We start from the raw sequence: 17019 nt of genomic DNA, 5'->3' as shown, positions 1-17019 counted from the left end.
CGTCGCACAAGAACGGTGGCTTTAAACCGGACCTCTGAGGAACACCGTATGCCGTGGAAAAATTCCGCCTCGCGCTACAGCACCGTATCGATCGCGCTGCATTGGTTGATGCTGGTCCTGCTGGTGCTGGTTTACGCCTGTATCGAGTTTCGCGGGTTCTTTCCCAAGGGCAGTGGCGGGCGCACGCTGATCGTCGAATCACACTTCATGCTCGGCCTGACCGTATTCGTTCTGGTCTGGCTGCGATTGTTCGCACGCAGTCTCGGCCCGGCGCCGGAGGTCTTCCCGGCCTCGCCGCACTGGCAAACGACGCTGGCCAGGCTGATGCACTGGGCGCTGTACATTTTCATGATCGTCACGCCGATTCTCGGATGGCTGGTCACCAGCGCCAAAGGCAATCAGGTGATGTTCTACGGTGTCGACCTGCCGATGCCGATCGCGGAAAACAAGGACCTGGCCAAACAACTCCAGGACTGGCACGAGCTCGGCGGCACTATCGGCTATTGGCTGATCGGCCTGCATGCCGCGGCCGCGCTTTATCACCATTATGTGGTGGGCGATAACACCTTGCTGCGGATGATGCCCAAGCGGGTGAACCGCGACTCCTGAAACCAATGAATTCCAATGTGGGAGCGGGCTTGCTCGCGAAGGCAGTGTGTCAGGCAATACAATATCGACTGATACTCCGCCTTCGCGAGCAAGCCCGCTCCCACACTGGATCGCAGCGCCGCTCAGTTTTTTGAATTCAATCCCCGCCGCCCCTGCAAGCCGCCGGTGTGGATGAAGATCAGTCGCGTACCTTGGGCGAATCGGCCCGCCTCGACTTGCTGCTTGAGTGCCAACAGCGCTTTGCCGGTATACAGCGGTTCCAGGGGGATGCCACTGGCCTGTTCGGTCTTTTCGATGAAATCGAGCAGCAGCGGATCGACCTTGGCAAAGCCGCCGCGACTGGCCTCAAACAATTCATACACAGGATCTGGCACACCCGCTTGCCTCACGATCATCTCAACCTGCTGCGCCACACCATGATCGTCAGGCACCGCCAATGCACCGTAAACCGGATGATCACCCGCTTCGGCCAGCACCAGCCCCGCGAGGGTCGTGCCGGTTCCGCAGGCCAGCCACCAACCGTCGTAATCGCTCCAGCCCAATCCAGCCAGTTGCGCACCAACCTGCGCCCGCAACTGCATGCATCCTCGTGCGCCGGGCAATCCACCTCCACCTTCAGGCACCGGATGCAACGTCGGATACTGCGTTTGCCAGGGCTGCCAAAAACCGGCCTCGTGTCGCGCCCGATAGCCGCCGTAACCCAGCCAGTGCAACTGCATGCCGAATGCCTGCAAATCCCTCACCGTCGGCGTGTCCTGAGGATGCCCGCGTAACAGGCCGACAGTGGAAAAGCCGAAACGCTGGCCCGCCGCCGCCAACGCATGAAGGTGATTGGAATGCGCCCCACCGAGACTGATGATGCCTTCGGCACCGACGCGTTCGGCGGTCTTCAGGTGTTCGATGAGCTTGAACCATTTGTTGCCGCTGATCAGCGGGTCGATCTGGTCCAGACGCAGGATCGCCACTTCGATGCCGGCATCTGTGAGCCAGTCGAGGTGGAGCGGTTCGAGGGGAGCCTGGGCTAGCCAGGTTTCTGGAGGGAGAAGCATCAATGCCGGCTCTGGGTGAAGAGCCGGCATCTTAACAGCTGACTGTGGCGAGGGAGCTTGCTCCCGCTCGACTGCGCAGCAGTCGCAAATCCAGAGCACTCGATAATTTTGATGTACCGAGCCTTCAGATTCAGGGCCGCTTCGCAGCCCAGCGGGAGCAAGCTCCCTCGCCACAGGTAGTGGTGTGAGCCCAAACGATGCGAATTACAACTCCGCCGCCAACCGCGAACCCTGGTTGATCGCCCGCTTGGCATCCAGCTCCGCCGCGACGTCCGCGCCGCCGATCAGGTGCACGCTCTGCCCCGCTGCCACCAGACCGTCATGCAACTCGCGCAGCGGATCCTGCCCGGCGCAAATCACGATGTTGTCCACCGGCAGCACCTGCGGCTCGCCGGTTTCGCCGATGCGGATGTGCAGGCCTTCGTCGTCGATCTTCAGGTATTCAACACTGTTGAGCATTTGCACCTGCTTGTTCTTCAGACCGGTGCGATGAATCCAGCCGGTGGTTTTACCGAGCCCGTCACCGACCTTGGATTTCTTGCGTTGCAGCAGGAACACGTCGCGGGCCGGGGCATGGGGCGCCGCCTTGATACCAGCGACACCGCCGCGTGCTTCAAGGTGCGTATCGATGCCCCACTCCTTCCAGAACGCGGCGCGATCCTGACTGGTGGCGACGCCTTCGTGGACAAGGAACTCGGAGACGTCAAAACCGATACCACCGGCACCAATCACCGCGACGCGCTTGCCGACCGGTTTACGCTCCAGAATCACATCCAGGTAACTCAGCACCTTGGCGTTTTCCACCCCTGGAATGGCCGGCACGCGCGGCGCAATGCCGGTGGCCAGAATGATCTCGTCGTAACCACCTTCGACCAGTTCTGCCACATTCACTCGGGTGTTCAGGCACACCTCGACGTTGGTGGTCTGCAACTTGCGGTTGAAGTAGCGAATGGTTTCGTAGAACTCTTCCTTGCCCGGAACGCGCTTGGCGATGTTGAACTGACCGCCGATCTCGCTGGCCGAATCGAACAGTGTCACCTGATGGCCACGCTCGGCGGCCACGGTCGCGGCGGACAAACCGGCAGGGCCGGCACCGACCACGGCGATTTTCTTCAGTTGCTGCACGGGCAGGTAATTGAGTTCGGTTTCGTGGCAGGCACGCGGGTTGACCAGGCAACTGGTCAGCTTGCCGCCGAAGGTGTGATCGAGGCAGGCCTGGTTGCAACCGATGCAGGTGTTGATTTCATCGGCGCGACCCGCAGCGGCCTTGTTGACGAAATCCGGGTCGGCGAGGAACGGCCGCGCCATGGACACCATGTCGGCATCACCCTCGGCGAGAATCTGCTCGGCGACTTCCGGCGTGTTGATGCGGTTGGTGGTGATCAGCGGAATATTGACCGAGCCCCGCAGCTTGGCCGTGACCTTGCTGAAGGCCGCACGTGGCACTTTGGTGGCGATGGTCGGAATCCGCGCTTCGTGCCAGCCGATACCGGTGTTGATGATGGTCGCACCGGCCTGCTCGATGGCCTTGGCCAATTGAACGATCTCTTCCCAGGTGCTGCCACCTTCGACCAGGTCGAGCATCGACAGGCGGAAGATGATGATGAAGTTCGGGCCCACCGCTTCACGCACGCGACGAACGATTTCCACCGGCAGGCGCATGCGGTTTTCGTAGCTGCCGCCCCAGCGGTCGGTACGATGGTTGGTGTGGGCCGCGAGGAACTGGTTAATGAAGTAGCCTTCCGAACCCATGATTTCCACACCGTCGTACTCGGCGGTTTGTGCCAGCACTGAACACGTGACGAAATCGCTGATCTGCTTCTCGATGCCTTCCTCGTCCAGTTCCTTAGGCTTGAACGGGTTGATCGGCGCCTGGATTGCACTGGGCGCGACCTGTTTCGGGCTGTAGGCATAGCGACCGGCGTGGAGGATCTGCATGCAGATCTTGCCGCCTGCGTCATGCACGGCACGGGTAACGATGCGGTGTTTCAGTGCTTCCTCTTCGCTAGTCAGCTTGGCCGCACCGGAATACACGCCACCTTCGTCGTTCGGGCCGATGCCGCCGGTGACCATCAGGCCGACACCGCCACGGGCACGCTCGGCAAAGTACGCTGCCATACGCTCGAAGCCACCCGGCTTCTCTTCAAGACCGGTGTGCATCGACCCCATCAGGGTGCGGTTGCGCAGCGTGGTGAAACCCAGGTCCAGCGGAGCCAACAGGTGCGGGTATTGAGCGGCGGTCATCGGAAACTCCACATCGAGCGATCACGGAAAAATGCAGGAGCTCTACGGCCCCGTCAGTCATGCTCGACAGACTAAGAGTCGCATCGCTGTCGCTCAATGACCGTAACTGACAACTTATTGATCGAAATGAGCAGCACCACTTGGCAAGCGACGACATGGGTCATACCCTAGTCGACGAACCCTGCACGCGGCCGTTGACTGTTCCCCCATGCGCAAACTTTTGTACCTGACGCTCTCCATGGCGATGATTGCCGCCCTCACGACTTACGCGATGTGGGCCGCGGACCGTCCGGTGGGCCATTACCTTTCGGATCTGCGGATCAATCTCGCCGTCGATCAGGGCACGCCTGCCGATCGCGGCAACCTGCTGGGCATCCAGCCCGAGCTGTTTCCCACCGATTACCAAAGCCCCGAGCGCCTGCACCGTAAACTTGCGGCTTACTTGCAGAAGGCCCAGGACCAGGGCTTGTTGAATGGCAAAACCATCGTCGTGTTGCCGGAACATGTCGGCACCTGGCTGATGGTCAGCGGCGAGAAAGACGAGCTGTACCAGGCCACCACCCTCAAGGAGGCCATGAACTGGCTGGCGGTGAGCAACCCCTTGAAGTTTGTCCGTGCCCTGATCAGCGCCGAGGGCGGCAACCGCCTGGACGATGCCCACCTGCGTATGAAGGCCAAGGCGATGGCCAAGAACTATCAGGCACTGTTCGGCGGGTTGGCAAAAGAATTCCACGTAACCCTGGTGGCCGGCTCCATCGTATTGCCCGAGCCCAGCATCATCGACGGCACCCTGAAAATCGGCCGCGGAGCGCTGTACAACAGCAGCGTCGTGTTCAGCAGCGAGGGGCTGCCAATCGGTCAGCCCCAGCGCCAGATGCATCCGGTCTTCGCTGAACAGGATGCGATCAAGGCCAACGGCGAGCATTCGCTCAATGTCGTCGACACACCGGCCGGACGCCTGGGCATACTGATCGGCCGCGACAGCTGGTACCCGGAAAACTACCGCCGGCTCGACGACCAAAGCGTGCAACTGATCGCCGTCCCCGCATTCGTGGCCGGCCGGGGTGCGTGGGACCAGCCGTGGCGCGGTTATCGGGGGACATCGACACCTGCTTCAGTGAAACTCAAATCCGGCGAGATCAGTGAAGGCCAGGCCTGGCAACGCCTGACCCTCACCACCCAGGCACCGGCCAGTCAGGCCGTTGCCGGCATGAGCGTGTTCCTGCGGGGCCAGTTCTGGGATCAGGGCAGCGCCGGTCAGAGTTTTCTCAGCAGCAACGGGCGGCAATTCGCCGACGGCGACGCCCATGGGGCGCGCTTGCTGAACCTGTGGTTGTAACCCATGAAACCGCTGCCGATGCGTCTTGGCGATTTGTCTGTAGGCTTTGTTCACAGCCTGGCCGACGCCGTGCGCAGCCATGGCGCGGACCCACAGCCACTGCTCGAACAATACGGCCTCGATACAGCTCGCCTGAGCGAAGCCGGTGCGCGGCTGTCGATCCCGCGCTACATGCGCCTGGGCCACAGCGCCATTCAGCTGACCGACAACCCGGCGCTCGGCTTGAGCATGGCTCAGTTCAGCCGCTTGAGCCAGGCCGGCCTGGCCGGAATCACCGCCGCCCAGGCGCCGACGGTACGTGAAGCCGCCCGCTGCCTGATACGTTTCGAAGCCCTGTACGGCTCGAACTATCGCGGTCAATCGAGCTTTCATGAAGATGCCCAGGGCGCCTGGCTGCGCTTTTATTCCATCAGCCCGTACAACGCCTACAACCGTTTCGTGGTGGATTCGATCATCGCAGGCTGGTTGCACCAGCTCTCCAGTGTCAGCCCTGCCCCGCTACGCGCCGAGCGCATTGAAATCGAGTTCGAGCAGCCCGACTACCGCGCCGCCTACGACGTCCTGGGTGACTGCCCGATAGTGTTTGGCAGCGAGCACAATCAACTGCGCTTGAGCCTTTCCAGCCTCGCACAGCGCAACCCCGAGCATTGCCCGAGTACCTGGCGGCACTTGCTGCAACTGTGTGAGCGGGAACTGGAGCAATTGACACGTACCCGCAGCCTGCGTGAACGCATCATCGCGCTGCTGGGACCGTTGCTCAATGGAGGTCGGGAACCCGACCTGGAAGAAGTGGCGGCACGCTTGAAGCTGCCAACCTGGACCTTGCGCCGCAAACTCGCCGAGGAAGGCACGCAGTTTCGCGCCATTCTCAACGATACTCGGCGCGACCTCGCCATGACTTACATACGCGACACCGAACTGGCATTCGGAGAAATCGCCTACCTGCTGGGATTTGCCTCAGCCGAGGCGTTTCAACGCGCTTTCAAACGCTGGAACGGGCAGACACCCGGCGAGTTCCGCCGCAGCCATAGAAAAACAGCCTGAAGCCTCTAGCTGCAAGCGACAAGTTGAAGCTTTAAAGCTCAGTAGCGTCTTCTGCTGGCTCCAGCGGATCCAGTTCAAACGCCTGGTACTCGAGCAGCTCTTCTTGATAATCGTCCATTCTTGAATCCTCCGACATGTATTGAAAACGCTTGAATAAATGACCAGCCCCTTGAGCATAAAGTGCCCGGGTGAAAGAAAAATGACGCGGGCACGACACTTCGTCGCTACTGAATAAAACGTAGCAGGCGATCTGGAATTTATCACAGGTTTTTTCGCTACAGGCCGCAGAACAGCGGCCTTGTTTGACGCGGATCAATCTTTGCGCCCGCTACGGAATCGTTACTCGTTGGCCGTTCCCGTCGCGCGATCAATCACTGGCCGGAGGCAGGCATCGCCGGAATCGGCTCGCTCGGCGGCGGCATGTCCGTCGGGTTCATCGGTGGCTTGATGGCTTCTGCCGAAGGTGCCGGCTCTGTGTTCTGAACCGGGGTAATCGGTGCCGCTTCAGGTGGCGGAGCAAGCGGTTCAGAGGCCACTGGAGCAGGTGCCGGGGCTGGCTCTGCGGTCGGTGCGGTTGTCGGCGCAGGCGCCAGTGGAGCCGGCGCTACCTTGGCTTCAGGCACGCCCAGGTCTGTTTTCGGCTTTTCGGTGATGTGCGCAGCCTTTTTCGCTTCCGGCGGCAGGAACAGCTCGACCAGTGCAAAGAAACGCTCGTAGAACTTGGCAGACGATACGGTTTCGCTGGCGACCTTGACCATCGAGTCATCAGAGGAGCCGATCGGCATCGACACCGAGCCCAACACACCCACACCGAGACTTGCGGAGTTGTTGGTCTTCTTCAGTGCATAACGATCCTGCAAGGCGTTGGCGAATACGGTCGCGTGGTGCCCTTCGCTACCGTCATCGGCACACACCACACTGAAACTGATCTCCATGTGATTCTCGCCGGTCTGCTGGAAGCTCTTGTGGCCGCTGACCAGCTTCGGATCGTTGCTGGTGATGATGTAACCCTGGCTCAACAAGGCGCGGCGGGCCGCTTCGCAACTCTGAGTATCGGTGACCGGGTAATTGCGGGAAAACGTTCCGGAATCGTCGAAGTTCTCATGCTCATAGATGGCGGCCTTGTTCGACGAACAACCGGCCGCAACGGCCAGCACGGCAGCCAGCCCGACAACCCGCATGGGAAATGATTTAAACATTGAACATCCTGAGGAAAACGGTTCGAGGCGTATTGTGCAACAGATCGATGCTTAGCGGAGCAACGATTGTGTCTTAAAACAGTTACAGGCTGATTGACCCCGGTTTTAAGGAAAAGTCACCGCGGCAAATGACGTACGGCAAACAAAAAGACCCCGGCCTTTCGGCCGGGGTCTTCTGTGCAGCACTAAATCTGGTCAGGCATCAGTAACGCTTGATGTCCGCCTGGCTTTCCAGCTGCTTGCGGTAAGCCGCAAAGTCTTGCTGGCCGATGCGGGAAGCGAGGTAGCGACGATACTGCGCTTTCTCTTCATCGGTAGGCGCCGCTGCTTCGTTCACGCCATTGAGGCGCACGACCATCAGGCTGCCATCAGCCAGCGTCACGCTGGTGAAGGTCGGCTTGTCCTTGGCCGCTGGCTTCGCCATGCGGAACAGCGCTTGCAGCACCGCCGGGTCGACCCCTTCCTGAGCACGAGTCGCCGCTTCGGTGACTTTCCAGGCCTGGCCGTCGATCGCCTGACCCAACGGGGTCTTGCCGTCGCGCAGGCTTGCAATCAACGCATCAGCCTTGGTCTTGGCATCAGCACTGGCGTGTTCCTTGGCCAATTGCTCGCGGATGTTGACAGCAACGCTTTCCAGCGGCAGTTGCGAAGGCTTCAGGTGTTCCTTGGCGCGCAACACGACCACGGTTTCCGGATCGAGCTCGATGGCGGTGCTGTTCGCGCCCTCATCCAGGACTTCCGGGCTGAACGCTGCAGTGATCACGGCACGGTTGGCTGCAATACCCTCACCGCCTTCACGGCCGAACGGCTTGCTCGTGTGGACGGTCAGTTTCAGGTCCTGTGCAGGCTGAGCCAGATCGGACGCTTCGAACGAGGCGTCTTCCAGTTGCTTGCTCGCCTCGACGAAGCGCTGCTCGACCTGCTGGGTTTTCAGACCACGGGTCAGCTTGTCTTTCAGGCTGGCGAACGTTGGCACTTCTGGCGCTTCCACGCCCAACAGCTTGATCAGGTGGAAACCGAAGTCGGTGCGAACCGGCCCCGATACCTGGTCCTTGGCCAACGAATACAAGGCTTTTTCGAACGCCGGATCGTAGACGCCAGGACCGGCATAACCCAGGTCACCGCCGTTGTTCGCCGAACCCGGATCCTGGGAGAATTCCTTGGCCAGAGCCTCGAATTTCTCGCCCTTGGCCAAACGGGCCTGGATCTCTTCGATCTTCGCCTTGGCTTGCGCCTCGGTGGTCTTGTCGTTCACTTCAATCAGAATGTGCGCAGCCCGGCGTTGCTCGGACAGGTTCGCGATTTCTTTCTGATAGGCCGCTTGCAGCTCTTCGTCGTTGACACTGACCTGATCGAAGAAGGAAGCCTTCTTCAACTCGAGGTAATCAATGATCACCTGATCCGGTGTCATGAATTCCTTGGCGTGTTCGTCGTAATAGGCCTTGACCTCTTCGTCGGTCAGCTTCACAGCCGCCGGATCAGCCTTGATGTTCAGCGAAGCGAAATCGCGGGTCTGTTTTTCCAGACGGGCAAACGCGAGCACCTGCGTATCGGTCACGAAACCGCTACCTGCCAGACCGGCACGCAGCTGACCAATCAGCATTTCCTGAGCCAGCATCTGGCGGAATTGCATGCGGCTATAGCCGAGTTGGCGAATCACCTGGTCGAAACGCTCCGAGCTGAACTTGCCGTCAACCTGAAACTCTGGTGTTTGCAGGATGACCTGATCAAGTGCCGCTTCGGAAAAAGCGAATTTCGATTTTTCTGCGCCTTGCAGCAGCAGTTTGCGATCGATCAGGCCCTTGAGAGCCGATTCGCGCAACATTTTTTCATCCAGCAAGGAAGCATCGAAATCCTTGCCCAGCTGTTGCATGAGCTGACGGCGTTGCATATCGACCGCCTGGCTCAGCTCGTTCTGGCTGATTTCATCACCGTTGACCTTGGCCGCATCATTACTGTGCGACGTGGCCTTGAAAATGGCGTCGAAACCGGTCAAGGCCATCAGAACAACGATGACCCCGATAATAGTCTTGGCAATCCAGCCTTGTGAATTGTCCCTGATATTCTGCAGCATGCGTCCCCCAGAAACGGTTGAACTTCAAAATTAGGCAACCGTGGAGCGTGGGTAGAATCCGGATAGAAGAAAGGCGCATCCGAGGATGCGCCTTCTCGTAACTGGCGGAGCGGATCGAGGGCTCGAACTTGCGACCCTCAGTGTCTTGAACCGGCGACCTGCAGTCAGGACTGCCGCTCCGCTGCCAAGTCAGGCATGACCCCGACCCGGATGGGTAAAAACCTGAATCGAACTTAGTTGACAGCTTCTTTCAGTGCTTTACCGGCTTTGAAACCTGGTTTTTTGGCTGCTGCGATTTCCAGCGTCTTACCGGTCTGTGGGTTACGACCAATGCGAGCTGGACGATCAGTTACGGAGAAAGTACCGAAACCAACCAGAACAACAGAGTCGCCAGCCTTGAGAGCGCCAGTGACGGATTCGATTACAGCGTCCAGCGCACGGCCAGCAGCAGCTTTCGGGATATCAGCGGATGCAGCGATAGCATCAATCAGTTCCGACTTGTTCACTCTAAGTCCCCTTATATCTATTTGAGTATGATTCTAAGTTTTTTTGGTGAAAGCAAAAACGAGTGCTGAATGGCCTACAGACACTTAAGAGCCGCTTTATAACAAGGGCTCTAAAAAGCTGTCAAGAAAGCCCCCCAGGCAAATACGTACTAATGCGTGCTAATTCTTTCCTTAGAATCTGCGTCGCGTTTCTCATCCTTCGCGACTATCTCCGGAGCCACGTCCGGCAAGGGCTCCGGCGCGTATTGCAACGCAATTTGCAGGACCTCGTCAATCCATTTAACCGGTTTAATCTGTAGATCCTGCTTGATATTGTCCGGAATCTCTTTGAGATCGCGCACATTCTCTTCAGGAATGATCACGGTCTTGATTCCGCCACGATGGGCAGCCAGCAGTTTTTCTTTCAAGCCGCCAATCGCCAACACCTGGCCACGCAAGGTGATCTCACCGGTCATGGCGACATCCGCGCGTACCGGAATGCCGGTCAATGCCGACACCAGGGCCGTGCACATGCCCACACCGGCGCTAGGACCGTCCTTCGGAGTCGCCCCTTCCGGCATGTGGATGTGCGTGTCACGCTTCTCATGGAAGTCCAGGGGAATGCCCAGGCTTTTCGCCCGGCTGCGAACAACGGTCAAGGCAGCGGTGATCGACTCGACCATCACGTCACCCAGAGAACCGGTCTTGATCAACTGGCCCTTGCCCGGCACCACAGCGGCTTCGATGGTCAGCAGTTCGCCGCCCACCTGAGTCCATGCCAGCCCGGTCACCTGGCCGATCTGATCCTGCTGCTCCGCCAGGCCGTAGCGGAATTTGCGCACGCCCAGGAAGTGTTCCAGCATGTCTGCGGTAACCTTCACCGAGAAGCGTTTTTCCAGCGCATGTTCTTTGACGGCCTTGCGGCAAACCTTGGCAATCTGCCGCTCAAGGCCACGCACACCGGCTTCACGGGTGTAGTAGCGGATGATGTCGCGAATCGCTTCGGCGTCGAATTCCAGCTCGCCTTTTTTCAAACCGTTGGCAGTGATCTGCTTCGGCGAAAGGTATTTGACGGCGATGTTGATCTTCTCGTCTTCGGTGTAGCCCGGCAGACGGATCACTTCCATCCGGTCCAGCAGCGCCGGCGGAATGTTCATCGAGTTCGAGGTGCACAGGAACATCACATCGGACAGGTCGTAATCGACTTCCAGATAGTGATCGTTGAAGTTGTGGTTCTGCTCGGGATCGAGCACTTCCAGCAACGCCGATGCCGGATCGCCACGCATGTCGCTGCCCATTTTGTCGATTTCATCGAGCAGGAACAGCGGGTTGCGGACACCCACCTTTGTCATCTTTTGAATCAATCTTCCTGGCATCGAACCGATGTAAGTACGGCGATGTCCACGAATTTCCGCTTCATCACGTACACCGCCGAGGGCCATGCGCACGAACTTGCGGTTGGTGGCATGAGCAATCGACTCCGCCAGGGACGTTTTACCCACCCCGGGAGGACCGACCAGGCACAATACCGGACCACGAATTTTCTTCACGCGCTTTTGCACGGCGAGGTATTCGAGGATGCGTTCTTTGACTTCTTCCAGGCCGTAGTGGTCGGCATCCAGAATGTCTTCTGCACGTGCCAGGTCCAGGCGCACCTTGCTCTGAGCCTTCCACGGCACCTGAACCAGCCAGTCGATGTAGGAGCGCACCACGGTCGCTTCCGCGGACATCGGCGACATTTGCTTGAGCTTGTTCAGTTCGGCCGTTGCCTTGGCCAGGGCGTCTTTCGGCAGACCGGCGGCATCGATACGCTTTTTCAGGTCTTCGACTTCGTTGTGACCTTCGTCGCTGTCACCGAGTTCTTTCTGAATGGCCTTCATCTGCTCATTCAGGTAGTACTCGCGCTGACTGCGCTCCATTTGCTTTTTGACGCGGCCGCGAATGCGTTTTTCGACTTGCAGCAGATCGATCTCGGCATCCAGCAACGCCAGAACGTGCTCGACCCGGGCCGACAAATCGATGATTTCGAGAATTTCCTGCTTCTGTTCGATCTTCAGGGCCATGTGCGCGGCCATGGTGTCCACCAGGCGGCCTGGCTCGTCGATGCTGTTGAGCGATGACAGGACTTCAGCCGGGACTTTCTTGCCCAACTGCACATATTGCTCGAACTGAGACAGCAAACTGCGAACGAACACTTCCGACTCGCGCTCTGGCGCGTCGACTTCGTCGATCAGGGAGACTTCGGCACGGCAGTGGCCGTCCACTTCGCTGAAGCGCTCCACGGCGCCCCGCTGCTCGCCTTCGACCAGAACCTTGACCGTTCCGTCAGGCAGCTTCAGCAGCTGCAGAACGGTGGCAATTGTACCAACGCGATACAGGGCATCTTCACCAGGATCGTCGTCAGCCGGGTTTCTCTGGGCCAGCAGAAGAATCTGCTTGTCACCCGTCATCGCGGCCTCGAGGGCTTCGATGGATTTCTCGCGCCCCACGAACAGCGGGATAACCATGTGCGGATAAACTACGACATCACGCAATGGCAGGAGAGGCAATTCGATGGTTGTCTTCATGATTTCGCCTCTACGGCGGCCGTAAGGCCGTAATCAGATGGAAGTAAGCTTGAAACCAAGATGGGGGCTAGTTTGGAAAAAAACAAGCGGATAAAAGCAGTAAAAGATCTCAGCCCGAAGAAGCTTGAGAAAATGGCTGGCTGTCAGGTCACCTTCGCTGCGGTGCGGCGATCCGACAAGTCAGCCCCAAATAGAAAAGGGGCCCGAAGGCCCCTTCTTTGTTCAAGCTGCGTGACGCTTAAGCGTCTGGCGCGGCCTTGGCGGTCGGCTCACTGTTTTCGTAGATATACAGTGGCTTGGACTTGCCTTCTATCACGCTTTCATCGATCACTACTTTGCTCACCTCGGATTGCGAGGGGATTTCATACATAGTGTCGAGCAATACACCTTCGAGAATCGAACGCAGGCCACGGGCACCGGTTTTACGTTCCAGGGCACGCTTGGCGACCGATTTCAGAGCGTCGGAACGGAATTCCAGATCAACGCCTTCCATCTCGAACAATTTGGCATATTGCTTGGTCAGAGCATTTTTCGGCTCGGTGAGGATCTGCATCAACGCAGCCTCGTCAAGCTCGTCCAGCGTGGCAAGTACCGGCAGACGACCGACGAATTCCGGGATCAGACCGAACTTGACCAGATCGTCAGGCTCGACCTCACGCAGGGACTCGCCCACCTTCTTGCCTTCTTCCTTGCTGCGCACTTCTGCGTTGAAACCAATGCCACCCTTGGTGGAACGGTTTTGAATAACCTTTTCCAGACCGGAGAACGCACCACCGCAGATGAACAGGATGTTACGGGTGTCGACCTGAAGGAATTCCTGCTGCGGATGCTTGCGACCACCTTGAGGCGGAACGGAAGCGACCGTGCCTTCGATCAACTTGAGCAAGGCCTGCTGCACGCCTTCACCGGAAACATCCCGGGTGATCGACGGGTTGTCAGACTTGCGCGAAATCTTGTCGATCTCATCGATGTAGACAATGCCCATCTGGGCTTTTTCTACGTCGTAATCGCATTTCTGCAGCAGCTTCTGAATGATGTTCTCGACATCTTCACCCACGTAACCCGCCTCGGTGAGGGTGGTTGCGTCGGCGATGGTGAACGGAACGTTCAGCAAGCGGGCCAGTGTTTCGGCAAGCAGGGTCTTACCCGAGCCTGTCGGGCCGATCAGCAGGATGTTGCTCTTGCCGAGTTCGACGTCGTCATTCTTTTTGTCACGCTGATTCAGGCGCTTGTAGTGGTTATATACCGCTACGGCCAGAACCTTTTTCGCACGCTCCTGACCAATCACATACTGATCAAGGATGCCGCTGATTTCTTTAGGCGAGGGCAATTTATGCGCGCTGCTTTCGGCCTGTGCTTCCTGCACCTCCTCGCGGATGATGTCATTGCACAGGTCGACGCACTCGTCGCAGATAAAGACCGAGGGGCCGGCAATCAATTTGCGTACTTCATGCTGGCTTTTGCCACAGAAGGAGCAATAGAGCAGCTTGCCGTTGTCCTCGCCGTTGCGGGTGTCAGTCATTCGTTCGATCCAAATCCGATAGGCTTGCAACACAAGATGAAGGCTATTGCGGGCTTTTTCAAGCCCGCTGGTGATCGGACCCGCCGACCAACCTTATTTTGAGCTGCTTATTTTAAGCTGGGCGCTGGGTGATCACTTCATCGATCAACCCGTACTCACGCGCGGCTTCCGCGCTCATGAAATTGTCGCGGTTGGTATCGCGCTCGATTTCTTCAAGAGTGCGCCCGCTGTGCTTGGCCATCAGCGTGTTGAGACGCTCACGGATAAAGAGGATTTCCTTGGCATGGATTTCGATATCCGACGCCTGGCCCTGGAAACCGCCCAGTGGCTGGTGAATCATCACACGTGAGTTCGGCAGGCAGTAACGCTTGCCAGGAGCACCGGCCGTCAGCAGGAATGCGCCCATGCTGCACGCCTGACCGATACAGGTGGTCGCCACGTTGGGCTTGATGAACTGCATGGTGTCGTAGATCGACATGCCCGCCGTCACCGAACCGCCCGGGGAGTTGATGTAGAGATGGATGTCCTTGTCCGGGTTTTCCGCTTCAAGGAACAGCAGTTGCGCACAGATCAGGTTGGCCATGTAGTCTTCTACCGGACCAACCAGAAAGATCACTCGCTCCTTGAGCAGACGCGAGTAAATGTCGTATGCGCGCTCGCCACGAGCGGACTGCTCGACAACCATCGGGACCAGGCCGCCTGCGGCCTGGATATCAGAGTTCTGCTGAATATACGAATTACGGAACATGCTCTGCAGTCACTCCCAAATAGTTATGTCTTGAATACGCATAAGCCAGCTCGAGAGCTGGCTTATGGTGTGTGCTTCTAACGCAAAATCAATCAGTCGGCTTGTGGAGCTTCTACCGGCTTGACCGCTTCTTCGTAAGAGACCGATTTGTCGGTCACGCTAGCTTTCTGCAGAACAGTATCCACAACTTGCTCTTCCAGCACAACCGAACGGACTTCGTTCAGTTGCTGGTCGTTCTTGTAGTACCAGGACACAACCTGCTCAGGCTCCTGGTAGGCCGAAGCCATCTCCTGAATCATCTCGCGAACGCGGGTTTCGTCAGGCTTCAGGTCGAATTGCTTGACCACTTCAGCCACGATCAGGCCCAGTACTACGCGGCGCTTGGCTTGCTCTTCGAACAGCTCGGCCGGCAGTTGGTCAGGCTTGATGTTGCCGCCGAACTGCTGAACAGCCTGCACGCGCAGACGGTCAACTTCGTTGGACAGCAGAGCCTTTGGCACTTCGATCGGGTTGGTGGCCAGCAGACCGTCCATGACCTGATTCTTGACCTTGGATTTGATCGCCTGACGCAGCTCGCGCTCCATGTTCTTGCGAACTTCGGCGCGGAAGCCTTCCAGACCGGTTTCCTTGATGCCGAATTGAGCGAAGAACTCTTCGGTCAGTTCTGGCAGCTTTGGCTCGGAAACAGTGTTTACAGTCACGGTGAACTCGGCGGTTTTGCCAGCCAGGTCCAGGTTCTGATAGTCCTCTGGGAAAGTCAGGTTCAGAACGCGTTCTTCACCGGCTTTTGCACCAACCAGGCCATCTTCGAAACCAGGGATCATGCGGCCGGAACCCAGAACCAGCTGAGTACCCTTGGCGGAACCGCCAGCGAACACTTCACCGTCGACTTTGCCGACGAAATCGATGTTCAGCTGGTCTTCGTTCTGGGCAGCGCGATCGGCCACTTCGAAACGGGTGTTCTGCTTGCGCAGGATTTCCAGCATTTTGTCCAGATCGGCATCAGCCACGTCAGCGCTCAGGCGCTCAACGGTGATACCTTCGAAACCGGCAACGGTGAACTCTGGGAACACTTCGAATACAGCGACGTATTCCAGGTCCTTGCCAGCTTCCAGGGATTTAGGCTCGATCGAAGGCGAACCAGCCGGGTTCAGCTTCTGCTCAACCACAGCTTCGTAGAAAGAAGACTGGATCACGTCGCCTACAGCTTCCTGACGAGCATCGGCACCGAAACGGCGCTTGATTTCGCTCATTGGCACTTTGCCTGGACGGAAGCCAGCAATCTTGGCCTTTTGGGCGGTCTGCTGCAGACGCTTGTTGACCTGGCTCTCGATGCGCTCAGCCGGCACGGTGACGCTCATGCGGCGCTCAAGAGCAGTAGTATTTTCAACAGAAACTTGCATGGATATTCCTCGTTGCACAGACGTTAGCCGGCCGTTTCCGACCCCAGAATCAAGGGCATGCATTCTAGTGGGTCAAACTCAAGAAGTCACCCTACTGAAAACGGGTAAAAACGCAGCAGGCAATTTATAAGCGCGAATGCACGAATGCACCTCGCCCCGATGGCAAATACAACCAATCACGCCAAGGCTCTGCGCCAACCCTTCTATATATAGAAGAGGCGGCCAATCATCGCCCTGGCTGCCGATCTCGCAAGCAAGGCCGGCGGACAGGACGGCATCATCGAGAAACATAAATACGACGAAACGCCCTGCCCCTGCGGCCCGGAACCTGCAGCCGCCGAAACAAAAAAGGCGCCAGACTTTTCAATCTGGCGCCTTTCGAAATATGGGGTGGACGATGGGGATCGAACCCACGACAACGGGAGTCACAATCCCGTGCTCTACCAACTGAGCTACGCCCACCATATTGCCTGTTAAAGAAGCCAAACAACTTCTTTATCAAGCTCCAGCCAGGCCAACAGCCTGAATGAAGCTTTATTTGGTGCGGATGAAGAGACTCGAACTCTTACGCCTCGCGGCGCTGGAACCTAAATCCAGTGTGTCTACCAATTCCACCACATCCGCGGATGAAGCCGTTAAAGCAAAGGCGCCAGACTGTTAATCTGGCGCCTTTCGAAATATGGGGTGGACGATGGGGATCGAACCCACGACAACGGGAGTCACAATCCCGTGCTCT

13 protein-coding genes and 3 tRNA genes (1 of these 16 cut by a window edge) are annotated in these 17019 nt (G+C 58.0%); 3 read left to right on the top strand and 13 right to left on the bottom strand.

Annotated elements, in window-relative coordinates; genetic code table 11:
* Window positions 1-48 precede the first annotated feature (48 nt).
* Window positions 49-609, top strand: coding sequence for a cytochrome b (locus AC07XF_RS03195; protein WP_007982225.1), 561 nt, complete (start codon window positions 49-51; stop codon window positions 607-609).
* A 122-nt stretch (window positions 610-731) separates the two neighbouring features.
* On the opposite strand, the gene AC07XF_RS03190 is transcribed toward AC07XF_RS03195, so the two are convergent.
* Together AC07XF_RS03190 and AC07XF_RS03185 are read right to left on the bottom strand one after the other, a co-directional pair.
* Window positions 732-1658 (bottom strand): 1-aminocyclopropane-1-carboxylate deaminase/D-cysteine desulfhydrase, encoded by a 927-nt coding sequence (locus AC07XF_RS03190; protein WP_495025367.1) that lies wholly within the window; start codon window positions 1656-1658, stop codon window positions 732-734.
* Window positions 1659-1862: 204 nt separating this feature from the next.
* A complete protein-coding gene (locus AC07XF_RS03185; protein WP_495025366.1) occupies window positions 1863-3902 on the bottom strand; it encodes an oxidoreductase in 2040 nt (679 codons plus the stop codon).
* A 208-nt stretch (window positions 3903-4110) separates the two neighbouring features.
* Between AC07XF_RS03185 and AC07XF_RS03180 the strand changes: the two genes are divergently transcribed.
* Both AC07XF_RS03180 and AC07XF_RS03175 read left to right on the top strand, forming a co-directional pair.
* Complete coding sequence (locus tag AC07XF_RS03180; protein ID WP_495025365.1) at window positions 4111-5241, top strand: nitrilase-related carbon-nitrogen hydrolase; 1131 nt, start codon at window positions 4111-4113, stop codon at window positions 5239-5241.
* A gap of 3 nt (window positions 5242-5244) precedes the next feature.
* Window positions 5245-6285, top strand: a complete 1041-nt coding sequence (locus AC07XF_RS03175) for an AraC family transcriptional regulator (RefSeq protein WP_495025364.1) — start codon at window positions 5245-5247, stop codon at window positions 6283-6285.
* 31 nt (window positions 6286-6316) lie between these two features.
* On the opposite strand, the gene AC07XF_RS03170 is transcribed toward AC07XF_RS03175, so the two are convergent.
* From AC07XF_RS03170 to AC07XF_RS03120, 11 genes are all read right to left on the bottom strand, one after another.
* Window positions 6317-6601, bottom strand: coding sequence for a hypothetical protein (locus AC07XF_RS03170; protein ID WP_495025363.1), 285 nt, complete (start codon window positions 6599-6601; stop codon window positions 6317-6319).
* A gap of 55 nt (window positions 6602-6656) precedes the next feature.
* Window positions 6657-7484 (bottom strand): DUF2242 domain-containing protein, encoded by an 828-nt coding sequence (locus tag AC07XF_RS03165; RefSeq protein WP_495025362.1) that lies wholly within the window; start codon window positions 7482-7484, stop codon window positions 6657-6659.
* A 202-nt stretch (window positions 7485-7686) separates the two neighbouring features.
* Window positions 7687-9558 carry a SurA N-terminal domain-containing protein gene (locus tag AC07XF_RS03160; protein ID WP_495025361.1) on the bottom strand — a complete coding sequence of 624 codons (1872 nt, stop codon included), beginning with the start codon at window positions 9556-9558 and terminating at the stop codon, window positions 7687-7689.
* A gap of 233 nt (window positions 9559-9791) precedes the next feature.
* On the bottom strand, window positions 9792-10064 hold the full coding sequence (locus tag AC07XF_RS03155; RefSeq protein ID WP_002552737.1) for an HU family DNA-binding protein: 273 nt from the start codon (window positions 10062-10064) through the stop codon (window positions 9792-9794).
* 149 nt (window positions 10065-10213) lie between these two features.
* Window positions 10214-12610, bottom strand: a complete 2397-nt coding sequence (gene lon / locus AC07XF_RS03150; protein WP_103395411.1) for an endopeptidase La — start codon at window positions 12608-12610, stop codon at window positions 10214-10216.
* A gap of 238 nt (window positions 12611-12848) precedes the next feature.
* Window positions 12849-14132: an ATP-dependent Clp protease ATP-binding subunit ClpX gene (clpX, locus tag AC07XF_RS03145; protein WP_007982210.1), complete on the bottom strand. Its 1284-nt coding sequence runs from the start codon at window positions 14130-14132 to the stop codon at window positions 12849-12851.
* A 112-nt stretch (window positions 14133-14244) separates the two neighbouring features.
* Window positions 14245-14880 (bottom strand): ATP-dependent Clp endopeptidase proteolytic subunit ClpP, encoded by a 636-nt coding sequence (gene clpP, locus AC07XF_RS03140; protein ID WP_277530142.1) that lies wholly within the window; start codon window positions 14878-14880, stop codon window positions 14245-14247.
* A 92-nt stretch (window positions 14881-14972) separates the two neighbouring features.
* Entirely contained in the window at window positions 14973-16283 is a 1311-nt protein-coding gene (tig, locus tag AC07XF_RS03135; protein WP_495025360.1) for a trigger factor, read from the bottom strand.
* Between the two features lie 386 nt (window positions 16284-16669).
* A tRNA-His gene (locus AC07XF_RS03130) sits at window positions 16670-16745 on the bottom strand.
* A gap of 77 nt (window positions 16746-16822) precedes the next feature.
* Window positions 16823-16907: transfer RNA gene (locus tag AC07XF_RS03125), tRNA-Leu, on the bottom strand.
* Between the two features lie 56 nt (window positions 16908-16963).
* Window positions 16964-17019, bottom strand: a tRNA-His gene (locus AC07XF_RS03120) (it continues 120 nt past the right edge of the window).

Source organism: Pseudomonas sp. GW821-FHT01C01 (assembly GCF_059422645.1).
The sequence above is the reverse complement of the archived record's forward strand: the minus strand, read 5'-3'. Positions and strand labels throughout refer to the sequence as shown.